Genomic DNA, 18193 nt, shown 5'->3' with positions numbered 1-18193 from the left:
TCGCGGGCCTGTCACTTGGCAGCTGGTGTCAGCTGATCAAACGGGATCTCATTCGACATCGCGCTGAACGGCACATCACCGATTTCCGGTTTTGCCACCGCAATGGCAGTAATGTAGGTCAGCGGCAGATACACCGCTTCTTCGTGCAGGCGGGTCAGGATGTCGTGATACAGCGCACGGCGCTGTTTTTCATCCGTAGTGGTCAGCACCTGTGTGATTTTGGCATCGATCTCTGCTTTATCCGCCAGCCCCTGTTGTGCCTGGTAATCAGCATGCGACGGAATACGCATTGAGCTGACAAACGCGTGCGGATCAAACGGAGCACCCCATGTGCCGTTAAAAATCATCCCGAAACGGCCGTCTTTCTGGCGCGAATAGATACTGCTTTCCTCTTCCCCGACCAGTTTCACATCAATCCCGGCGCGGCGCAGATCTGCCTGCACCACCTCAGAAATCGACTTCGCCACCGCATCAGTACCGACAAAATTCAGCTCCACCACCAAAGGCTCGCCATCTTTCTCACGGATACCATTTTCGGTTTTCGCTTTCCAGCCGGCGTTTTCCAGCAGGGATTTCGCTTCTTCAACGTTATAAGAATACGGTGTCAAACCCGCATCCGCGTACGGCACATTTTTTGAGAAAAGGGTGTCCGCTTTTAACTGCGTACCGTACAGCACCTTTTCAATCATTTTATCTTTGTCGACTGCGTGATTAATCGCTTTACGCACGGCTAAATCGCGGGTCGGACCGGTTTTGGTATTAATTGCCAGCACCAGAGATTCCAGAGGCGCGGACAGTTTGGTGGTATATCCCGGCATATTTTTAAAACGCTGATAGGTATCCGGATAAATAATCCCGTCCGTTCCGTACAATAAATCCACTTCACCGGCTTCAAATGCCACCGCACGGGTATTCGGGTCCGGGATCACTTTAAATGTGACGGATTCATAAACCGGCTTTTTACCCCAGTATAATTCGTTGCGGACAAATTCATCTTTCTCACTCAGGCGGGATTCCGTTAATACCCACGGACCGGTACCAATTGGTTTCATAATACCGTCTTTGGTGCCGCCATCTTTAAACTGTGACGGCGCAATAAAGCGGAACGGACGCGGCAGTGCCAGCTCCTGCAAAATAGGGTAATACGCATCTTTCAGGGTGATTTTTAACTGATTCGGTGCGATATCCTCAACGCCGGTAATCTGATTAGCCAGCTCAAGCCAGGCGTGGCGTTCGCGGTTTGCCAGAATAGCATCGAAATTTACTTTGGCTGCGGCGGCATCAAACTTTTCGCCATTGGAGAATTTCACATCATCACGTAAGGTAAAAATATAGGTTTTTCCGTCATCCGAAACCGTCCATGATTCTGCCAGCCACGGCTTTACCGTTCCGTCATTCATATAGCGGACCAGCGGTTCATACACCATGGTTTGTCCGGCCATTTGGTTCGGCGCATACTGGTGCGGATTTAACGGCCCCACATTGACCGGCCAGGCAAAATTTAAATGCGGATCGGCAAAGGCGGTATTTAAGGAACCTACCGCGAGCGTCGCAGACAATAATAAAGAACGGACAACATTACGCATATTTCACTCCTGATGTGCCACAGACAAATAAACAAGAAAGTCAGAAACCGGTTATTAAAATAATGCAGTCATAATATATAAGAGTCTGTTGCGTAATTAAGTACTCCCCCTGAGTACTTATTCAGAAAAAAACGATAAACTCCGGTTATTTTCAGCACTGACGGATTTATCAGGAAACCTGAGGCCGTTATTGCGTTATTTACCTGTTTATTCCCCGGTCAGCGGAAAAAGCGATAACCACACTCTTTATCCGGTAAAAGCTGCAAAATAGCAGCGATCCCGCTATACTGACGCCCGCACTGCAGACAGTGCATATAACCACGGGCAGATATCACACCATCACGTGACAATTTGCTGCTCCCCATTGTAAAAATCTGAGAGTCTCATTATGTCATTACCTTCATGTCCGAAATGTAATTCTGAATACACCTATGAAGATGGTGCAATGTACGTGTGCCCGGAATGTGCCCACGAGTGGAATGATGCCGAGCCGGTAGCGGAAAGCGACGAGCTGATTGTCAAAGATGCCAACGGTAATTTACTGGCGGACGGCGATGCCGTGACAGTCATCAAAGACCTGAAAGTCAAAGGCAGTTCATCCATGCTGAAAATCGGCACAAAAGTCAAAGGTATCCGTTTAGTGGAAGGTGACCACAACATCGATTGTAAAATCGACGGCTTTGGTCAGATGAAACTAAAATCTGAGTTTGTGAAAAAGAACTGATTTTCTGACATAAGATTGCTGACAAAATCCCGGCCTGTTTTTTCCCGGACTTTGCCAACAATCTGAGGCTCCGCCATACCGGCGGAGCCGCTTTGTTCAGTCTGCCGCCGTTATGCCGGCCGTAACAGACTCCGCAGTATAGATATCAGACTGAACGCTGAGACTTTCCCCGCATAAATTTCTGTCCTGACACCCGGCAAAAAACCAGCCGACCGGTGTCTGTAAAACATCAGCCGCCCTGGCCAGCATACCCACATTAATCCGGCTTTGTCCCCGTTCATAACGGGATAACTGCTGCTGACTTATTCCCAGGCAGGCAGCAACCTGCTGCCCGGAATAACCCAGTGCTTTTCGTCTGCAGAAAATCCGGTCACCGACAGCACGATTTACCGACGCCATATCCGCGCCGGATTGAATTTCTGTCATATTCATTACCTTCAGAAATAAAATCATCCGGAAATATATTCCGGAGATCAATAAAAAACAAATAGCATTTATTGCCTAAATAAAATGAAGTTTATTTAATTAACAAAAATAAAAAATAACGCTGATTAACAATAAATACCACGGAGATAAATGAAACATAAAAAACACGGGAAAATGAAATATATAACGACAATGTAAACAACAAGTAATGCACTCGGTTTATTATCTTCAGATAAATCAGCAATACATGATCAAATTTACACATTAACAACATAATTCTGATAATGATGAAAAATAGGCCATCCTTTTATTCTGTGATAACGTCTGAAAAAGAATTAAACCTGACTATAATAAACAGACTGAATATTCCCATGAAAGAACGAAAACACCTGAGTGAACAGGAGGTTCATTCCTTAATATCATCATTACCTGACTCAATTAATCATATCCGTAATCAATGCCTGATTGCAGTTTGTTTCAGTCACGGATTACGCGCCAGTGAACTGACCGGATTAATGCTCAGTGATATTAATATCAATGAAAAGACCATTCATATTACCCGGCTGAAAAACGGATTAAGTACCAATCAGCCATTACAGTCCCTTGAATATAAATTGCTGACACAGTGGCTGGCACAGCGGAATTCATCCGTTCATTATGCCGAACCCTGGCTTTTTCTTTCCCGCAAGGGCGGCCGTTTATCCCGCCAGCAGATATTCCGTATTATCCGTGACAGCGGATTGTCCGCCGATCTGAATATTGCGGCACATCCTCATATGCTGCGTCATGCCTGCGGTTATGCATTAGCGGACAGAGGAACAGATACCCGGTTAATTCAGGACTATCTCGGCCACCGCAATATTCAGCACACCGTGTTATATACCGCCAGTAATGTGGCACGCTTCCGCAGTATTAAACTGTAATTACTGCTCGGTAAAAACCAGCACCGCACTGGCAGTGAAATCCCCGGTTTTCAGGTCTGTCGCCGCAACGGCCGGGTCACGTACTGCCTCAAATCCCAGAGTCAGAGTATGAATACCCGGCTGATAACTGATCGGAAACGTTTGTCCGGGCTGAATTGTTTTTCCGTTATATAACACAGCAACACCCAACCCCGTGGTACTGGTGCTGACCACCTGTTCATTGCTGACAGAGATCGGTGTGAAATCCAGTTTCATATTGGCGTTATAAATAATATTACCGTCACATTTAATGGAAATATCTTTTGTCACCGGGGTTGTTGTGCCGGATTTAACGGCAATATCTGTGCGCTCTAATTTTCCCAGCTGAACATCCAGGTCTGCGCCATTGTTAAAGCTGCATTTTGGGGGTTCAACCGGCAGGCGGTGAGCATCCCCGCAAAATTTACCCCGATTATCAGGGCCATATCCCATATCTCCCCGGTATTCATAACCGTTATCATCCGTGATAGTAAAACAGTATCCGCCTGCAGAAGGCGCTTTTTTTGTCTGGTTATTATTATAAATTTTTTGCTGTGCGAATGAGCGGGATGAATCAAGCCAGACTCTGTCCCCAACCAGTATGACAGAGCCTTTCGCTTTACTGCAGGTATCCATGGTATCCGGGTATGCACACCAATAGACTTTCGTTGTGTAATAACCACTTTTCGGCACATAAGCATGGTCATCTCCGGTGTTACCACCCTGAGCCATCAAAAAACTCACTGTCTGACCACTTCCGTAATAAGCCCCGGTATTGGGTTTCCAGTCACAATACAGGCTGTACTGAATCGTGTTTTTACTACCGGAAACACATATTCCGCTGGCGCCCACCCAGCCGATTGCATTAGCGCCCTGCGATATCATCAGCAGGGAAAAGAGCGCCGCCCCGCGTATCATTATTTTATTCATCGCTTACTCCTACAAATATTCCGCTACCAGCGTGCCGGTGGCACGGAACGGGGATTGTGTTAAATCCGTACCCGGCACTTTCACCAATCGGGCTTCCAGCTTTGGCTGCTGCGTCACATCATCAATGTTAAAAAATGTATTTAATTCGAGCGGCCGGCCGTCCTTCAGAATTCTCACCAGCAAACCACTGACGTCACTTTCAATCGCCGAAGAGTCAGAAACAGCCGGGCGGGATGTCATAAAGATCATCCGCAGCGTATTGGCCGGATTGATTCCGGGACAGTCCAGTGTGTAACTGAGCGGCAGACTGTAGACTTCCGTGTCCAGCTTATTAATACCGACGTTTTTAAAATCAGCGGTAATCACCTGATCATTATTAACACGACAAATCGTCATTGCCCTTAATGTGCCGCTGAAACGGATGGCGGACTGATCCCCTGACTGAACCGCCAATGATGAAAAGGCGGTGAATAACAGCAGCGGGGATAAGACAAAGGCTAGTATTTTATGCATTTCTCCATTCCCCCGGCTAATTAAAGCTCATGATTAATGTGGCATGAGAATAAACAGACCGGCCGTTCTGCCAGGTATCATCATCCGGATGCAACTGAACCAGTTCTGTTTCCAGCATGGGTAAGTGCTGAATATCCATGACAAAATCTGTATTCACATCCTGTGGTTTTCCATTGACCAGCAACCGGATGCCCAGATTCGGATTCCTGTCATTACCGATATTCACCGGCAGTAACTGATGACTGCCATCAGTGACCGGAGCGCCGCTTTTTGACTCCAGGCGGAAACGGGTATTCCCTGCCGTATCGCCGCTGCATGTCATTTCACTGCTGATCGGCTGTTTGTAACTGCCGCTCAGATTGTTCACCCCGGAAACGGAGGAGTAACGGATATCACCGAACTCAATCACCTGTGGCGATGAATCTTTAAACGTGCACCGCCCGGTAGCAATGACAGAGCCGGAAATATTGATTTTCATCCGGCCCTCATCACCGGCTTTGCGCGGGGCAGAAAATGCAGCCGGACTTACCGCAGCGGATAACAACCCGGCAAGTAATAAAGCACACGCATATTGTGTGAATGTCATAATACAATCCTGTCAATGATCATCCGGGCAATCTACGGATAGGTGATTTCAAAGGTTGCTGTCGCTGACAGAACACCTGTCGTCAGCGTTTTATCCTTAACCGCATCCGGTTCTGCCTGTACATATCCCTGAAAATTCAGCGTGGTTGTGCCGTCGCTCAGCGCATATACCGGGCTGGTTTTATTCAGCGGCAGCGGTTTGCCCTCCGGCGTTTCAATGCCGATCGCCAATCCCGGTAATGTGCCGTTATCCGGCAGCAGTAAACCCGGTAAAGCGTTGCTTTCCGCACCGCGAAAGGTCACAAATGCTTCTTTGCCAATCCCGGTATCACATCCGGTCAGTTCAATCGTGAACGGCTCAGATGGTGTCCGGTCTGTGGTATAAAAATAGCTTCTGACCATCGTGCCGAACGGCAGCGATATGTTTTCACTTGCCGGCGATAAGGTGCACGGCTCAAATACCAGTTGCCCTTTCACTTCAACATCCGTGCTGTGTGCCGCTGAACACATCAGCAGACCGGAACACAACACCGCTGCACACGGAATGAATACTCTCACTTTCTCTGCTCCTGATCTGCGGTTACACATCAGCCCGGTTTTACTTCGCTCACCCGGCAGGTGTTGCTCTGACAGGCAAAAATCATCTTCGGACGACCACCGTAATCATTGATGTAACCCAGCACCGGTGCACTCCCCAGCGATACGGCGCTGCCGCCGAGTACTTCACTGCTGTTTGGCGCGATCATTAATGCATTGAAACCGCTGACATCTTTTCCTTTATAAGCCGCTGACGCAGAGGAAATTGTGACGTAATACGGGGTCGGATTATTCACCGTGTATGTATTCCCTTGTCGTGTCAGCGTAATACTTTCCTGCCACGGCTTTGCATTCTGCGCCACGACCAGCCCGGCCGGGCGGTAAAACAGCTTGATGCGGGTCTGTAAGGCAATCTGCAAGGTGTTGGCTTTGTCCGTTTTCGGCGGAATTTCCCGCAGATTAAAGTAATAAAGGCTCTCTTTATCCTGTGCCAGCATCTTCATTGCAGCTGTCGGCTGAATTTTCACCTGGCTTTTCTCACCGGCTTCCACCCGCTGAATAGGCGGCAGCGCCACCAGCGGATCTTTGATTTTGTTACCCTGCGCATCTTCAATCCAGGCCTGCGCCAGATACGGTAATTCTTTATTCTGATTAGAAATCTCAACACTTTCAGCACGTTCACTGCCGTTTAAAATAACCCGGGTTCTGTCCAGTGCGATTGCCGCATGCCCTGCCGGTGCAGCCAGAATGGCGGCCAGTATCACTGCCGGAAGGCACCGTGAAGTAAAACGGCGGTATTGATTCTTCATTTATTACTCTCTCTTGTGTTCTCCGCACCGGCGGTTGTCGGCCGGCGGGGTGTTTCTTCTGTTGTTACTGATTTTTCAGGCTGCGTCTTCGTCGCAGAGACACACGGCAGCAGCAGATTCCCGGCCGGAATAGTTTCCGGGAAACGGATTTCACACTGCACTTCCCCGCCCCACGACACCTGCATTGCCTCTTCCGGATTAATACCGGAAAGCCAGACCATGCCGTCTTCACTGACCATCCCGGTCTGTATATGATCCCTGTTCTGTACCACCGCGCCGAACGGCGGAATATCACCGTCAGCCAGGCGGAGAACCGCCATCGCTTTCTGTCCGGAGACAATACCGAAGCGGCGGTATCCGATAGCGCCTTCCGTCAGCGTGCCCTGCACCACTGAACGGGTTGCTTCGGCATTTTCCCCCAGCTGATTCAGATCCACATTCACACTGCTGCGGTAATAGTTGCTGATATCACTGACGACCGCTTTACCGAAGATATTGGTGGTGGTTTCTCCGCCACCGCCGCGGACAGGAACGTCCGCCACACCGCCGGTATCCACCAGCATCCGGGTTCCGCCCATGACGCCGCTGCGGTGCAGTGCCGCACCTTCCGTTGTGGCGGTGAATCCGCCGCGCACAGAAAGGCCTGCCGCACTGTAACGATCACCTTCAAATCCGGCGGTAGCGGTCATTTCTGCTTTATCGCCGCGATAATCCAGGTAGCCGTTACCAATAGTGCGGTGATCACTGCTCATCCCTGCGGTGATACGATAATTTGTCCGATCGTTAATACGATCACTGTAATCCGCTGAATGGCTGTTCTGTCCTTTACTGAACTGTCCGCTGTAACCAATGCTGCCGCTTTCTCCCCACGGCACAGACAGCCCGATATACATTCCGTCATCGCGTCCGTCTTCATGGCGGTTACGGTAAGCCGATAAGTTCAGGCTGATATTTTTCACCTGCCCGATATCAAAATAATGGGAAGTGGAAATATTCCAGTTATCACTTGCCGGACGATCCCAGTACGTCTGATGGTTAAAGTTCAGGTACACATTGGTATTCAGTGAGCTGAGTGTCTGGCTGAATGTCATGGTGTACATCTCTTTGCCGTTCCCTGTGACCGCTGAATTGTGATAACGGGCATTCAGATATTGCGACATCGTCATAAAGTCCCGCTCTGAAAACCGGTATCCGGCAAAAGTAACCTGGCTGTTGGTGGCATCGAACCGTTTGGAATAACTCAGCCGGTAAGAGCCGCCTTTTTTGGTTTCACCGCCCGGCAGTGATGCGCGGGACTGTGTCACATCCGCTGACAGTGCTCCCAGCATCAGCAGGTCACGGCCGATACCCGCTGAAACCGCATTGTATTTCCCGGCAAATAATCCGCCGCCGTACACTGACCAGCCGTTACTGACGCCCCATGAGAACTCACTGCTGATAAACTCCGGTCCTTTGACACGATGGTCATATTCCGAGGGCTTACCGAGCGCCACTTTGTAACGCACCAGACCCGGACGGGTCAGATACGGCACACTCGCCGCATCCACCTGAAAGGTCTGAACGGTGCCGTCCTGCTCTGCCACTTCCACATCCAGTTTGCCGGACAGGGCATTGCTTAAATCCCGGATCTGAAACGGCCCTGCGGCAACCGTGGTTTCATAAATCACCCGCCCCTGCTGCTTCACGGTGACCCGCGCATTAGTTTTCGCCACACCGGCGACTTCCGGTGCATAGCCGCGTAAGTTCGGCGGCAGCATCATGTCATCCGTATCCAGTGCCACACCGGTATAGCGGAAGCTGTCGAACATACCGGAGGTGAGATAATTTTCCCCCAGCGTTAATTTTGCCCGCAGTGGTGCAATGGCGCGGTAAGCATAGAACCGGTTCCAGTCCCAGCTTTGATCAGACTCATGATTGGTGCGTGAATAGCGTCCCTGCCAGTCCGCACGCAGACGCCAGGCACCGGCATTCAGGCCGGTGGTGCCGTTCCCGCTGAAATCCTGCCGGTTACTTTTTCCGGCCTCACGCTGTTTTGTCAGCTGTGTATTCAGGTTGTAATCCAGGATAAAACCGGCAATACCCTCATCCCAGCGTGACGGCGGATCCCAGTTATCCGCGGTATATTCCAGATAAGCCTGCGGCAGACTGACGCGCAGCGCCCCGGCAGCAAAATCCGCCCGTAAAGTCATGCCGGGCAGGGATGCCGGGTCAGCGCACTCTCCGTTGTGCCACCAGGTCAGCTGCCCTTTCGCTGATGAGGTTAATCCCAGCTCATCGCTCATATCCGCTGTAATACAGGCCATACTGCCCTGCGGATCATTATCCGGAGCCAGAAAACGGATTTGCCGCTCGGCCTGCATACTGTTATTCACTTTCAGCGCCAGTGAATAGGTACCGGGCATCACATAACCGGCTTGAGAAAACTGTGATAAATCAATCTCTCCCTGCTCATCCAGATCCAATACCTCCGTATTGAATTCAGTGACATCCTCCGCCTGAACCGCCGCAGAAAACAGAGAGAGCAGGATCAGAAATGTCAGCGGTTTTAACCGCACCGCCGGACGTGATACTCCGCAGCCCGGCGAAAATACAGTAGCTTTCATCACAAATAATCCAGGTTAAAATTAACGGTTGACCGGTATGCCCCTGTTTTCAGTGATTTACGATCAGCAATCAGTCGTAACCGGTAGTTCAGTGTGATATTTTTTGTCTGTGGTATATCCGGAAGTGCCACTGCTTTTCCCGGCATGATCACCGAACCATCTTCCTGACTGAGCTGAATCCCGACACCTTCCGCCTCTCCGCTGACGGTAAACAATCCGTTGCTGTCCGCCGGGCCGGTAAAGGTTATCTGTACATTTCTGTCATCCGCTGACAGCAGGCAGTTTTCCAGCCGGACAGCAAAAGCAAAGGCTGAACTGTATCCGCGCTGATATAACCCGGTTGCCGCAACCTGTGGTATTTCAATCCGTTGATACTGATCCTGCATATTGATGGTGCAGGAGGAGTCCAGAACAAATCCCTGTAACCAGACCTGCCCGGTCTGCCGTTCACCCTCTGCCGCATAAGCAGTCAGGCAAATTGCAAGCAGCCCGGTACTGAATATGTTTACCTTCACTTTTGCTCTCCGCCGGTTCCCCGTACCGGATATCCGGTACGGGGTAAGCACACTGTCCCCGATTACTGATAATCCATCAGGAAGTCAGCTGTTGCGGTGAAAGCACCCGGCGCAACGGTGTCAGCGGTTGTTGCACCCTGCATATACGCCTTAAAGTTCAGCGTGTTATCACCTTCATTTAAGGTAAATGCGGATGATACTGCCCCCGGTGCGATGACGTTACCACCCGCATCCGTTACAACCACACCCATTGCACCGGTTGCCGGACCGCTGACGCCGAAGGCTTTATCCAGGCCATCTGCCGCAGCACCACCGGCCACACCTTTAAAAGTAACTTTTGTGGTGGTTTTATCGGTGATATCGCAGTTGTGTAACTGGATAGTGAAATCAACCGGGGTGGATTTACCGCCCTTCGCCAGCTGTACTTTGGCCACGCTGCCCAGTTCAACAGTCTGCTTCAGGCTGTTTGCATCGATAGAACACGCTGCGTCAATCACTTCACCGTTGAAGTTGATTTTGCCGCCGCCCTGGTTTGCTGCCTGTGCAGTCATTGCCATTGCGGAAGAAACTGCCAGTGCGAGAACCACTTTTTTCATACTCATATCCAAATTCCTGCTCCACTTGTTTTAGATAAAAATGCTTACATAAGGAATATATAAGCAATGTTTTGCTTTTTGCCTTTTTGATACAACACCGGAACAACCTGTATCTGTTTACCGTCAGCGGATTTGTGATCCCTCCGGTTATCCGGTTTATTTCGTTATCCGCGCCCGTTCCGGCTGGTTATTTCTCATACCCGTGACGCAACCAAATAAACCAAAATGTTGCGTTTTGCCTATCACACTGAAATGTATAAATTTACCGGGTGGTAAAAATTGATTTGGCGGATACGGCGGGAAACAGGAAGAAGATACGGGTCAGAAAAAAGACGGGATATTGCTGTTTTATGTCAGAAGCGGCCAGCACGAATCGTTAAGAAGATTCTGCACGGAATAAAAAACACACATTTTTTGTATGAAAAACAAACTGAATATGATTACGAAATAGCCGTAAGGGGGTATCGACGGAATTTTGAACTTATTTTGATATATTTTAAATTTAAATATTGCCCGACAAATGAACACGAAATAATATAGCGACACTTTGGTTTATTATGTTACATTAATCTAGTCTCACAATCCGCGGAAGCGTCCGGCGTTAGCCGCGGTGTACAGCACAGTATGCTGAATATTGCGGTGTCCGAGATAATCCTGAATCAGCCTTGTATCAGCCCCTTTATCTGCCAGCGCATAGCCGCAGGCATGACGCAGCATATGCGGATGAACCGGTACAGGCAGCCCCGCCATTTCCCCCAGTTCTTTTAAGATCCGGTAAATACGGGATCGGGAAAGATGCCCGCCTTTGCGGGATAAAAACAGCCAGTGGTTTTCAGCAGCACGGGGATAACGGGAACGGCAGTTAAGCCAGCGGGTAAGCAGATTTTTTTCTGTACGGCTCAGGGGATGGGTGGTGGAAAGGCCGTTTTTAAGGCGTCTTATATAGAGATTATCGGCGGCGACATCCATGTCCGATAAACTCAGTTGTCCCAGTTCACTGACGCGGAAGCCATGGACAAAACACATCCACAGCAGACAGGTATTCCGCTCCGGGTCACGGCCGTTTTCCGCAGCCGCCATCATTTTTTCCACCTCAGACTGCATCAGGTGTTTACGTTTGTTTTCCTTCATCCGGTTTCCTTTTGTACCGGGATTGTGCGGGCAGGCCATACTCAGGAACAGATTCCGCCATATAAATATCCGCTTTTCCCCGGAAGCACTCCCGGTATGAACGCGCTTCCGGACAGTCAGCGAAAAACCAGCTGACCGGTGTCTGTAAAATATCAGCCGCCCTGACCAGCAGACTGACATTAATCTGGCTGCATCCCCGCTCATAGCGCGAGAACTGCTGCTGGCTGATCCCCAGCTGGTCTGCCAGGCGGCTGCCGGACCAGCCCAGTTCTTTCCGTTTGCGGAAGATCCGGTAGCCGACAGATTTATTAACGGTTAAATCAGTATCTTCTGTAATCATATTTTAGTCTCACTCCGGGCCCACAGCGCTGCCGGTTTCTGCAACGCCGTGAGATAAAAATAAGAAATTACGGCATGACAAGAATGATGGAACCGGAACCTTCAAAGGCTCCCGGGGCAACCCGTCCGTTCACTTTCAGAACCGATTTCACATCCACCTGTGTCGCACCACCGGCCGGAACATGAATAGGAGCCCCCCTCTCACCCGGGTTGTCGTTAAGATAAAGATCCGCATACAGGCTGTTATCCGGGCGCAGCGGAACACGGCCACTGTCAGAACCGGAAGCAATCACAAGGATATCCATGTCCAGGTTGCAGGTGACGGTGATGCTTTTATTGCGCGCGGCATCCGGCAGACTGACTTCATCAATATCGCCGTAATCCAGAATCACTGAGCCGCTGGTTACCTCACAGGCGCCCACCGGCGGCGGTGCGATCCCGCACAATGACCCCGGCAGCAGACGACCGTTCTTCGACCAGCCGCCTGATGCTGATTCATAAAACAGCCCCACACACTCCTGATTGGAATTCAGCGACGGCCCTCTGTGTTCTGCTTTTCCCTGATAGGGCAGAGAGATATTCTGAAAAACCGCTTCCCGCACTTCCGCCAGTGTTCTCAGTTTTTCCACACGGACAATGGATTTTGTGGAGGAGCCGGGTGAACCATCCACATCGTGTTTATGGTTGATATTGATCCAGCAGACAGGCCAGCCGTAACAGGGGTTGGGAGCCGACGGGTCTTCCGGATCCCAGCGCTCAATAATGTAGGTGTAAACAGCATCCGTCGGTTTCCCTGATGATTCTGTAATATAAGAAAAGATGGATGCCGCCGCCGAAGCGGACCAGAGCAGCGCAACCGCCGCTGTTATTTTCAGAAATCTGTTCATAGCGTGCCTCTGGTTACCCGTCAGTCATAATTGAGATGAAAAGTCGCAATGGCACTGAACGGCCCGCGTTTAATGGTTTTGTTTGCCAGCGCATCCGGTTCGCCCTGCACATAGGCACGGAAGTTCAGCAGTGTCAGCCCGTCGTTCAGCGTGATCTGCGGTGATGCTTCATTAACTGCCAGCGCCGTGCCGTCCGCATTTTCCAGTCCGACAGCAATCCCTTCCGCCTGACTGCCCGGACTGATGGCCAGCGCTCCGCCGATAAACGGATTTTCATCCCCGGCAAACATCACCGTGACCCGCTTGCCGATGGAGGTATCACACTCCGAAAGCCGGATTTGAAACTCTTTTGACGGTGTCCGCTGATAGGCGTACAGATTTTTATCAGGGATATTCCCGAACGGCAGTTCCACCGTTTCATCACCCGGACGTATCGTGCAGGGTTCATCCACCAGCGTGCCGTGAAAATACAGGTTATCAGCGGCAGCCCCGGCATCCGCAACCGGCAGTGATAACAAAAATACCCCGCAGGTACTGATAAAAAAGCGCCTTACTGTCTCATTCATTGCATTGCTCCTACTGATATTCCGCCAGCAGTGTGGCGGTCACATCAAATGCGCCTTCCGGCAGTGTACTGCCCGGCCGTTTCACCGGCACCGCCTGAATGACCGGCGGGTTATCCGGTGATACCGCAATGCGTTTGTTGAGCGTGAAGGGCTTTCCGTTCTGCGTCAGATGAATAGCCAGATCCGGAATATTGGTTTGCAAGGCAGCATCATCAAACCCGCTGACCGGCCCCGTAACGGACAATCCCAGATCCCAGCCTTTGTTATTGTCCTCACACACCAGGGTGTAATTAACGGCACGGGTATAATTGACGCCATCCACTTTATGCACGCCGACGTTGTCACCGAAAAACACATCAATCACTCCGTTGTCACTGATCGTACAGGCAGGCGGTACCAGCAAAGTGCCGAACAGCTTCATATTCGGCGCGGCGGTACTTCCTGCGGCAGCACACAGCAGCCCGGTCAGCAGCACCCTCTGTAACCACCGGTCATGTCTTGCCATTGTCAGGCTCCTTACTGATAATCCAGTTCCAGCGTTGCCACCGCAGAGAAATCCCCGCCGGTCAGCACTGCTGTCATATCGCGGACAGGTACGGCTTCCAGCGCCGGAAAGACCGGATAGGTAAATTTCACTTTTTCACCGGGATTCAGCTGCCGCCCCTGATAGAGCATGCGCACCCCCAGCCCGGCGATTTCGGTCTGCAGCAATCCGGAATCAAATCCGGCGGTATTGCCGGTGATGGCAAGTGTCATTGCATTGGTTGGCATCTTTGTGCACTCTGCCGTGTAATTCACCGGCTGTTTATAGCGCTGCCCGTCAATGCGGGTGCTCAGCACCTCTCCGAAATCCACCAGAATAGTGTTGCCGTTGTTGATAACACACGGCGGCGGTGCGATAACATTGCCGCGAATAGTGATATAGGTGATCCCGGGAACACCCCGGATGCCGGCCACCCGTTCCGGCAGTGCCGCAGCACCTCCCGCCGAAATACAGAGCACAACCGCCAGTATCCGCCGGAGAGAGCTTGTTTTTCTGATCCGCTCATCCATGGTTTATCCTCTGTCTGCTCAGTTACCGGCAGCCGTTTTTGTCACACGGCACTCTGTACCGCTGCAACTGAACTGCAACTGCGGACGGCCGCCGTAATCGTTGATATAACTCAGCACCGGTGCACTGCCGAGTGCTGATGCACTGAGACCGAGCGTCCCCTGACTTTTCGGTGCCACCATCAGCGGGGAAAATCCGTCCAGACTTTTGCCGCCGAGCCCGCTGAGTGCATCCACAATCGTGACGTAATAAGCGGTCGGATTATTAACCTCATAGCGGTCACCGCGGCGTGTCAGGGTGATTTTCTCCTGCCACGGATTGGTCAGATCCGTTTGTGAGGCATAGATAGCTTCCGGGCGGTAAAACAGTTTGATCCGGGTTTGCAGGGCGATTTGCAGAACGTTTTGCCGGTTGCTGCGCGGCGGAATTTCCCGCAGGTTGAAATAGAAGACGCTTTCTCTGTCCTGCGGCAGTGCGGCGATCGCCGGTAATGACTGAATTTTTACCTGGCTTTTATCACCCGGCTCAATACGCTGTACCGGCGGAAGCACCACCAGCGGCGACGACACTTTCTGCCCGTTCTGATCCTCAATCCACCCCTGAGCCAGATACGGCAGTTCTTTGTTCATATTACTGACATTCAGACTGACGGATTTTTCCGCCCCGTTGAAAATGACACGGGTTCTGTCCAGCGCGATGGCGGCATGAGACTGTGCTGATGCCAGCAATACAGCCGCAATGGCCGGGACGAAGAGACGGGTGTGTTTAACTGACATCATAATGAATCACTCATTTCGTTACGTGTGGAAGGTGCCGGATCTGTCCGGCCTGTGATATTCAGCCACTTTCCCTGCTGCGGACGATCAGCCGGCAGCGGGGAAGACGGCAGCGTAACCGGCTGCGGTTTGTCCGGGACGGATTGCGGCTCTGCGCCGCAGGTCAGTAACAGGGTGTACAGCGGTTGTCCCGGCGGAAGTTCCGGTACCGTCATCCGGCACGCCGTATCACTGCCGCGCCGCAGCGTCAGAATATCCCCGCTGTTAATACCGCTGAGGTAGACCTGCCCGCCGTCATTGACGATACCCAGTTCACGGTTATCCGCAGAGGTGACCACTGCACCGAACGGCGGTTCACTGCCATCCGCCAGACGGATAGTGGCCATCGCTTTCTGTCCTGACAGCACATCAAACTGACGGTAGCCGATAGCCCCTTCCGTCAGTGTCAGCTGCTGAACAGAACGGCGTGCTTCCGCATTTTCCGGCAGTTTGTTGATATCGATAGCCGCACTGTTGCGGAAGTAATTATTTATATCCGGCAGAACGGCTTTCCCGAAGCGGTTGGTATAGCTGAGTGCCCCGGTGCTTCTGACCGGCACATCCGCGACACCGCCGGTATCCACCAGCAGGCGGGCACTGCCCGGCATATTGATCCGGTGGAATGCCCCGCCCTGCGGCGTCATCGTCACCCCGCCCTGAAGCGAAAGCGATGCCGAGGTATATTCCCCGTCAATATGTCCGGCACTGGCGGTGACCAGCGCACTGTCAGCGTAATGCATGTAATAGCCGTCGACAGACGCTTTACCGTTGCTGCTCAGCCCCGTTCCCAGACGGTAACTGTTGTTATCATCCGGACGATCGTAATAACTGACGTTATGGGAGTTACCGTGACGGTTGATCATGCTGTTGTAGCTGACTGTTGCGCGATCGCCCACCGGCATACTGATGTTGAGATACACCCCGTCATCATTCTTATCCTGATATTTATTGCGGTAAGCCGATAAGCTGATGTTGATATTTTTATAACTGCCGATATCCATATACTTCGCCAGCGACAGGTTATAGTTATCGTTATCCGGCCGGTTCCAGTAAGTCTGGTGGCTGTAGTTCAGATAGGTACTCAGCCCCGCATCCGGGAACTGCTTACTGAACATGATGGTGTAAAGCTCTTTATTGTTATCCGCACTGTTATCGTAATAGCGGCGATCCAGATACTGGTTCATGCTCATAAAGTCACGTTCAGAGAAACGGTATCCGGCGAAGGTGACCTGGCTGTCCAGCTCCTCAAACCGCTTGGAGTAGCTCAGACGGTATGAGCCGCCGCGGTAGTTTTTATCCTCCTGCGGCAGACTGGCAAAAGATTGGGTGGCATCAAAAGAGATGGCCCCGAGGGCCATCAAATCACGACCAACACCAAGAGAAACTGCGTTATAGTCCCCGGCAACCAGGGAGCCGCCGTACAATGACCAGCCGTTGCTGATCCCCCACGAGAATTCCCCCATTCCGAAGACAGGGCCTTTCCCGTGGCGGCCGATTTCGGACGGCTGCCCGGCGGAGAGTTTGTACTGCATCCGGCCCGGACGGGTCAGGTAAGGAATACTGGCGGTATCCATCTGAAAGGACTGTACAGAGCCATCCTGCTCTTCCACCCTGACATCCAGCTTACCGCTGACCGCATCATTGATATCCTGAATACGGAACGGTCCCGGGGCGACCTGGGTTTCATAAATCACCCGTCCCTGCTGGCTGACCGTAATTTTGGCGTTTGTTTTTGCCACGCCGGTGACTTCCGGCGCATAGCCGCGCAGATTCGGCGGCAGCATGTTGTCATCTGTTGCCAGATTGACACCAATGTAGCGGAAGTTATCGAAAACATCGGAGCGGGAGAAGGTTTCCCCCATGGTCAGTTTTGCCTGTAACGGGGCTATCGCCCGGTAGAGATAGGTCTGACTCCATGTCCAGTCACGTTCGGAACGTTCCCCGGCACCGGTGGTATGACGGAGATTCGCCTGCCAGTCCGCACGGGCACGCCAGACCCCCAGGTTTGCCCCGAGCGTCCCGTTCCCGGTGACCTGCTGTGTTTGCTTACCGTGAGCAGGGTCATTAACACCGGCATTCACGTTGTAATCAAACAACACGCCGGAAATCCCCTCATCCCAACGGGAAGGCGGGTCCCAGTTAGCGGCGGTATATTCCAGATAGGCCTGCGGCAGTGTCAGGATGAGCCCGCTGTCAGCCGGTTTCGGTGTTACTGACATCCCGGGCAGTGACGCGGTATCCAAGCATTTGCCGTCATTCCACCAGCGCAGGCGCTCTGCCCATTCCGGTTTCAGCCCGGTCTGTGCCATCAGTTCCGGCGATAAACAGACTTTACTGTCTTTCGGATCATCCGGCGGCACAATATAGGAAACCGGATAAATATCAGGCAACTCACTGTTATTCACCCGGATAAAAAAGTCGTAAGTACCGGGCATGATATAGCCGGCACGGGAAAAATCGGACAGATCAATATTCTGTTTGTCGTTTACATCAAGAATATCAGTATTAAATTCAATATCCTGATTATCCGGATAAGCGGCCTGCGAAATACCGGTCAGAATAAATGAAATCAGCACTGTCAGTCTCCGCCGGGAGACGGTACTCAGCGAAATTACCATAATGGTTCCAGTCAGCTCGGT

General features: G+C 51.4%; 20 protein-coding genes. 2 read left to right on the top strand and 18 right to left on the bottom strand.

The annotated features are described in order from the left end of the window. Window positions 1-11 precede the first annotated feature (11 nt). Window positions 12-1586 carry a nickel ABC transporter substrate-binding protein gene (gene nikA / locus R5268_RS00635; protein WP_317418531.1) on the bottom strand — a complete coding sequence of 525 codons (1575 nt, stop codon included), beginning with the start codon at window positions 1584-1586 and terminating at the stop codon, window positions 12-14. A 388-nt stretch (window positions 1587-1974) separates the two neighbouring features. On the opposite strand from nikA, the gene R5268_RS00630 reads away from it, so the two are divergent. Next, entirely contained in the window at window positions 1975-2310 is a 336-nt protein-coding gene (locus R5268_RS00630; protein WP_127377838.1) for a zinc ribbon domain-containing protein YjdM, read from the top strand. A 96-nt stretch (window positions 2311-2406) separates the two neighbouring features. Here the strand turns inward: R5268_RS00630 and R5268_RS00625 are convergent, their stop codons facing one another. After that, window positions 2407-2736, bottom strand: a complete 330-nt coding sequence (locus R5268_RS00625) for a helix-turn-helix domain-containing protein (RefSeq protein WP_218454639.1) — start codon at window positions 2734-2736, stop codon at window positions 2407-2409. Between the two features lie 371 nt (window positions 2737-3107). Here R5268_RS00625 and R5268_RS00620 point away from each other — a divergent pair, with 371 nt between their 5' ends. Beyond that, complete coding sequence (locus R5268_RS00620; RefSeq protein WP_218454640.1) at window positions 3108-3659, top strand: tyrosine-type DNA invertase; 552 nt, start codon at window positions 3108-3110, stop codon at window positions 3657-3659. Here the strand turns inward: R5268_RS00620 and R5268_RS00615 are convergent, their stop codons facing one another. The 16 genes from R5268_RS00615 to R5268_RS00540 form a co-directional block, all read right to left on the bottom strand. Beyond that, on the bottom strand, window positions 3660-4607 hold the full coding sequence (locus tag R5268_RS00615; protein ID WP_218454641.1) for a fimbrial protein: 948 nt from the start codon (window positions 4605-4607) through the stop codon (window positions 3660-3662). A 9-nt stretch (window positions 4608-4616) separates the two neighbouring features. Further along, a complete protein-coding gene (locus tag R5268_RS00610) occupies window positions 4617-5120 on the bottom strand; it encodes a fimbrial protein (protein ID WP_218454642.1) in 504 nt (167 codons plus the stop codon). A gap of 16 nt (window positions 5121-5136) precedes the next feature. Further along, the gene (locus tag R5268_RS00605) at window positions 5137-5706 is read right to left on the bottom strand and encodes a fimbrial protein (RefSeq protein ID WP_218454643.1); all 570 of its coding nucleotides are present in this window, start codon (window positions 5704-5706) and stop codon (window positions 5137-5139) included. Window positions 5707-5738: 32 nt separating this feature from the next. Continuing rightward, complete coding sequence (locus R5268_RS00600) at window positions 5739-6263, bottom strand: fimbrial protein (protein ID WP_317418532.1); 525 nt, start codon at window positions 6261-6263, stop codon at window positions 5739-5741. A 29-nt stretch (window positions 6264-6292) separates the two neighbouring features. Further along, a complete protein-coding gene (locus R5268_RS00595; RefSeq protein ID WP_317418533.1) occupies window positions 6293-7051 on the bottom strand; it encodes a fimbria/pilus periplasmic chaperone in 759 nt (252 codons plus the stop codon). Beyond that, window positions 7048-9654, bottom strand: a complete 2607-nt coding sequence (locus R5268_RS00590; protein WP_317418603.1) for an outer membrane usher protein — start codon at window positions 9652-9654, stop codon at window positions 7048-7050. Before R5268_RS00590 ends, R5268_RS00595 begins: the two co-directional genes overlap by 4 nt. Further along, window positions 9654-10169 carry a fimbrial protein gene (locus tag R5268_RS00585; RefSeq protein ID WP_218454646.1) on the bottom strand — a complete coding sequence of 172 codons (516 nt, stop codon included), beginning with the start codon at window positions 10167-10169 and terminating at the stop codon, window positions 9654-9656. Before R5268_RS00585 ends, R5268_RS00590 begins: the two co-directional genes overlap by 1 nt. A 62-nt stretch (window positions 10170-10231) precedes the next feature. After that, window positions 10232-10771: a fimbrial protein gene (locus R5268_RS00580; RefSeq protein ID WP_317418534.1), complete on the bottom strand. Its 540-nt coding sequence runs from the start codon at window positions 10769-10771 to the stop codon at window positions 10232-10234. A gap of 570 nt (window positions 10772-11341) precedes the next feature. Then, on the bottom strand, window positions 11342-11896 hold the full coding sequence (locus R5268_RS00575; protein ID WP_317418535.1) for a tyrosine-type DNA invertase: 555 nt from the start codon (window positions 11894-11896) through the stop codon (window positions 11342-11344). Further along, the gene (locus R5268_RS00570) at window positions 11877-12236 is read right to left on the bottom strand and encodes a helix-turn-helix domain-containing protein (protein WP_107679198.1); all 360 of its coding nucleotides are present in this window, start codon (window positions 12234-12236) and stop codon (window positions 11877-11879) included. The genes R5268_RS00575 and R5268_RS00570 overlap by 20 nt, the downstream gene beginning before the upstream one ends. Window positions 12237-12303: 67 nt before the next feature. After that, window positions 12304-13122 (bottom strand): adhesin, encoded by an 819-nt coding sequence (locus tag R5268_RS00565; RefSeq protein ID WP_317418536.1) that lies wholly within the window; start codon window positions 13120-13122, stop codon window positions 12304-12306. Between the two features lie 20 nt (window positions 13123-13142). Then, complete coding sequence (locus R5268_RS00560) at window positions 13143-13688, bottom strand: fimbrial protein (protein ID WP_046894646.1); 546 nt, start codon at window positions 13686-13688, stop codon at window positions 13143-13145. A 10-nt stretch (window positions 13689-13698) separates the two neighbouring features. Continuing rightward, complete coding sequence (locus R5268_RS00555) at window positions 13699-14193, bottom strand: fimbrial protein (protein WP_112549787.1); 495 nt, start codon at window positions 14191-14193, stop codon at window positions 13699-13701. An 11-nt stretch (window positions 14194-14204) separates the two neighbouring features. Continuing rightward, entirely contained in the window at window positions 14205-14741 is a 537-nt protein-coding gene (locus R5268_RS00550) for a fimbrial protein (protein WP_317418537.1), read from the bottom strand. Between the two features lie 18 nt (window positions 14742-14759). Continuing rightward, entirely contained in the window at window positions 14760-15518 is a 759-nt protein-coding gene (locus tag R5268_RS00545) for a fimbria/pilus periplasmic chaperone (RefSeq protein ID WP_317418538.1), read from the bottom strand. Further along, window positions 15515-18172, bottom strand: coding sequence for an outer membrane usher protein (locus R5268_RS00540; RefSeq protein WP_317418539.1), 2658 nt, complete (start codon window positions 18170-18172; stop codon window positions 15515-15517). The genes R5268_RS00545 and R5268_RS00540 overlap by 4 nt, the downstream gene beginning before the upstream one ends. Window positions 18173-18193 lie beyond the last annotated feature (21 nt).

Source organism: Morganella sp. BCCO 40_0007, from assembly GCF_032989665.1.
GTDB classification, from domain to species: Bacteria; Pseudomonadota; Gammaproteobacteria; order Enterobacterales; family Enterobacteriaceae; genus Morganella; species Morganella sibonii.
Note: the sequence above shows the minus strand (reverse complement) of the source record. Positions and strands in the feature narration are given on the sequence as shown.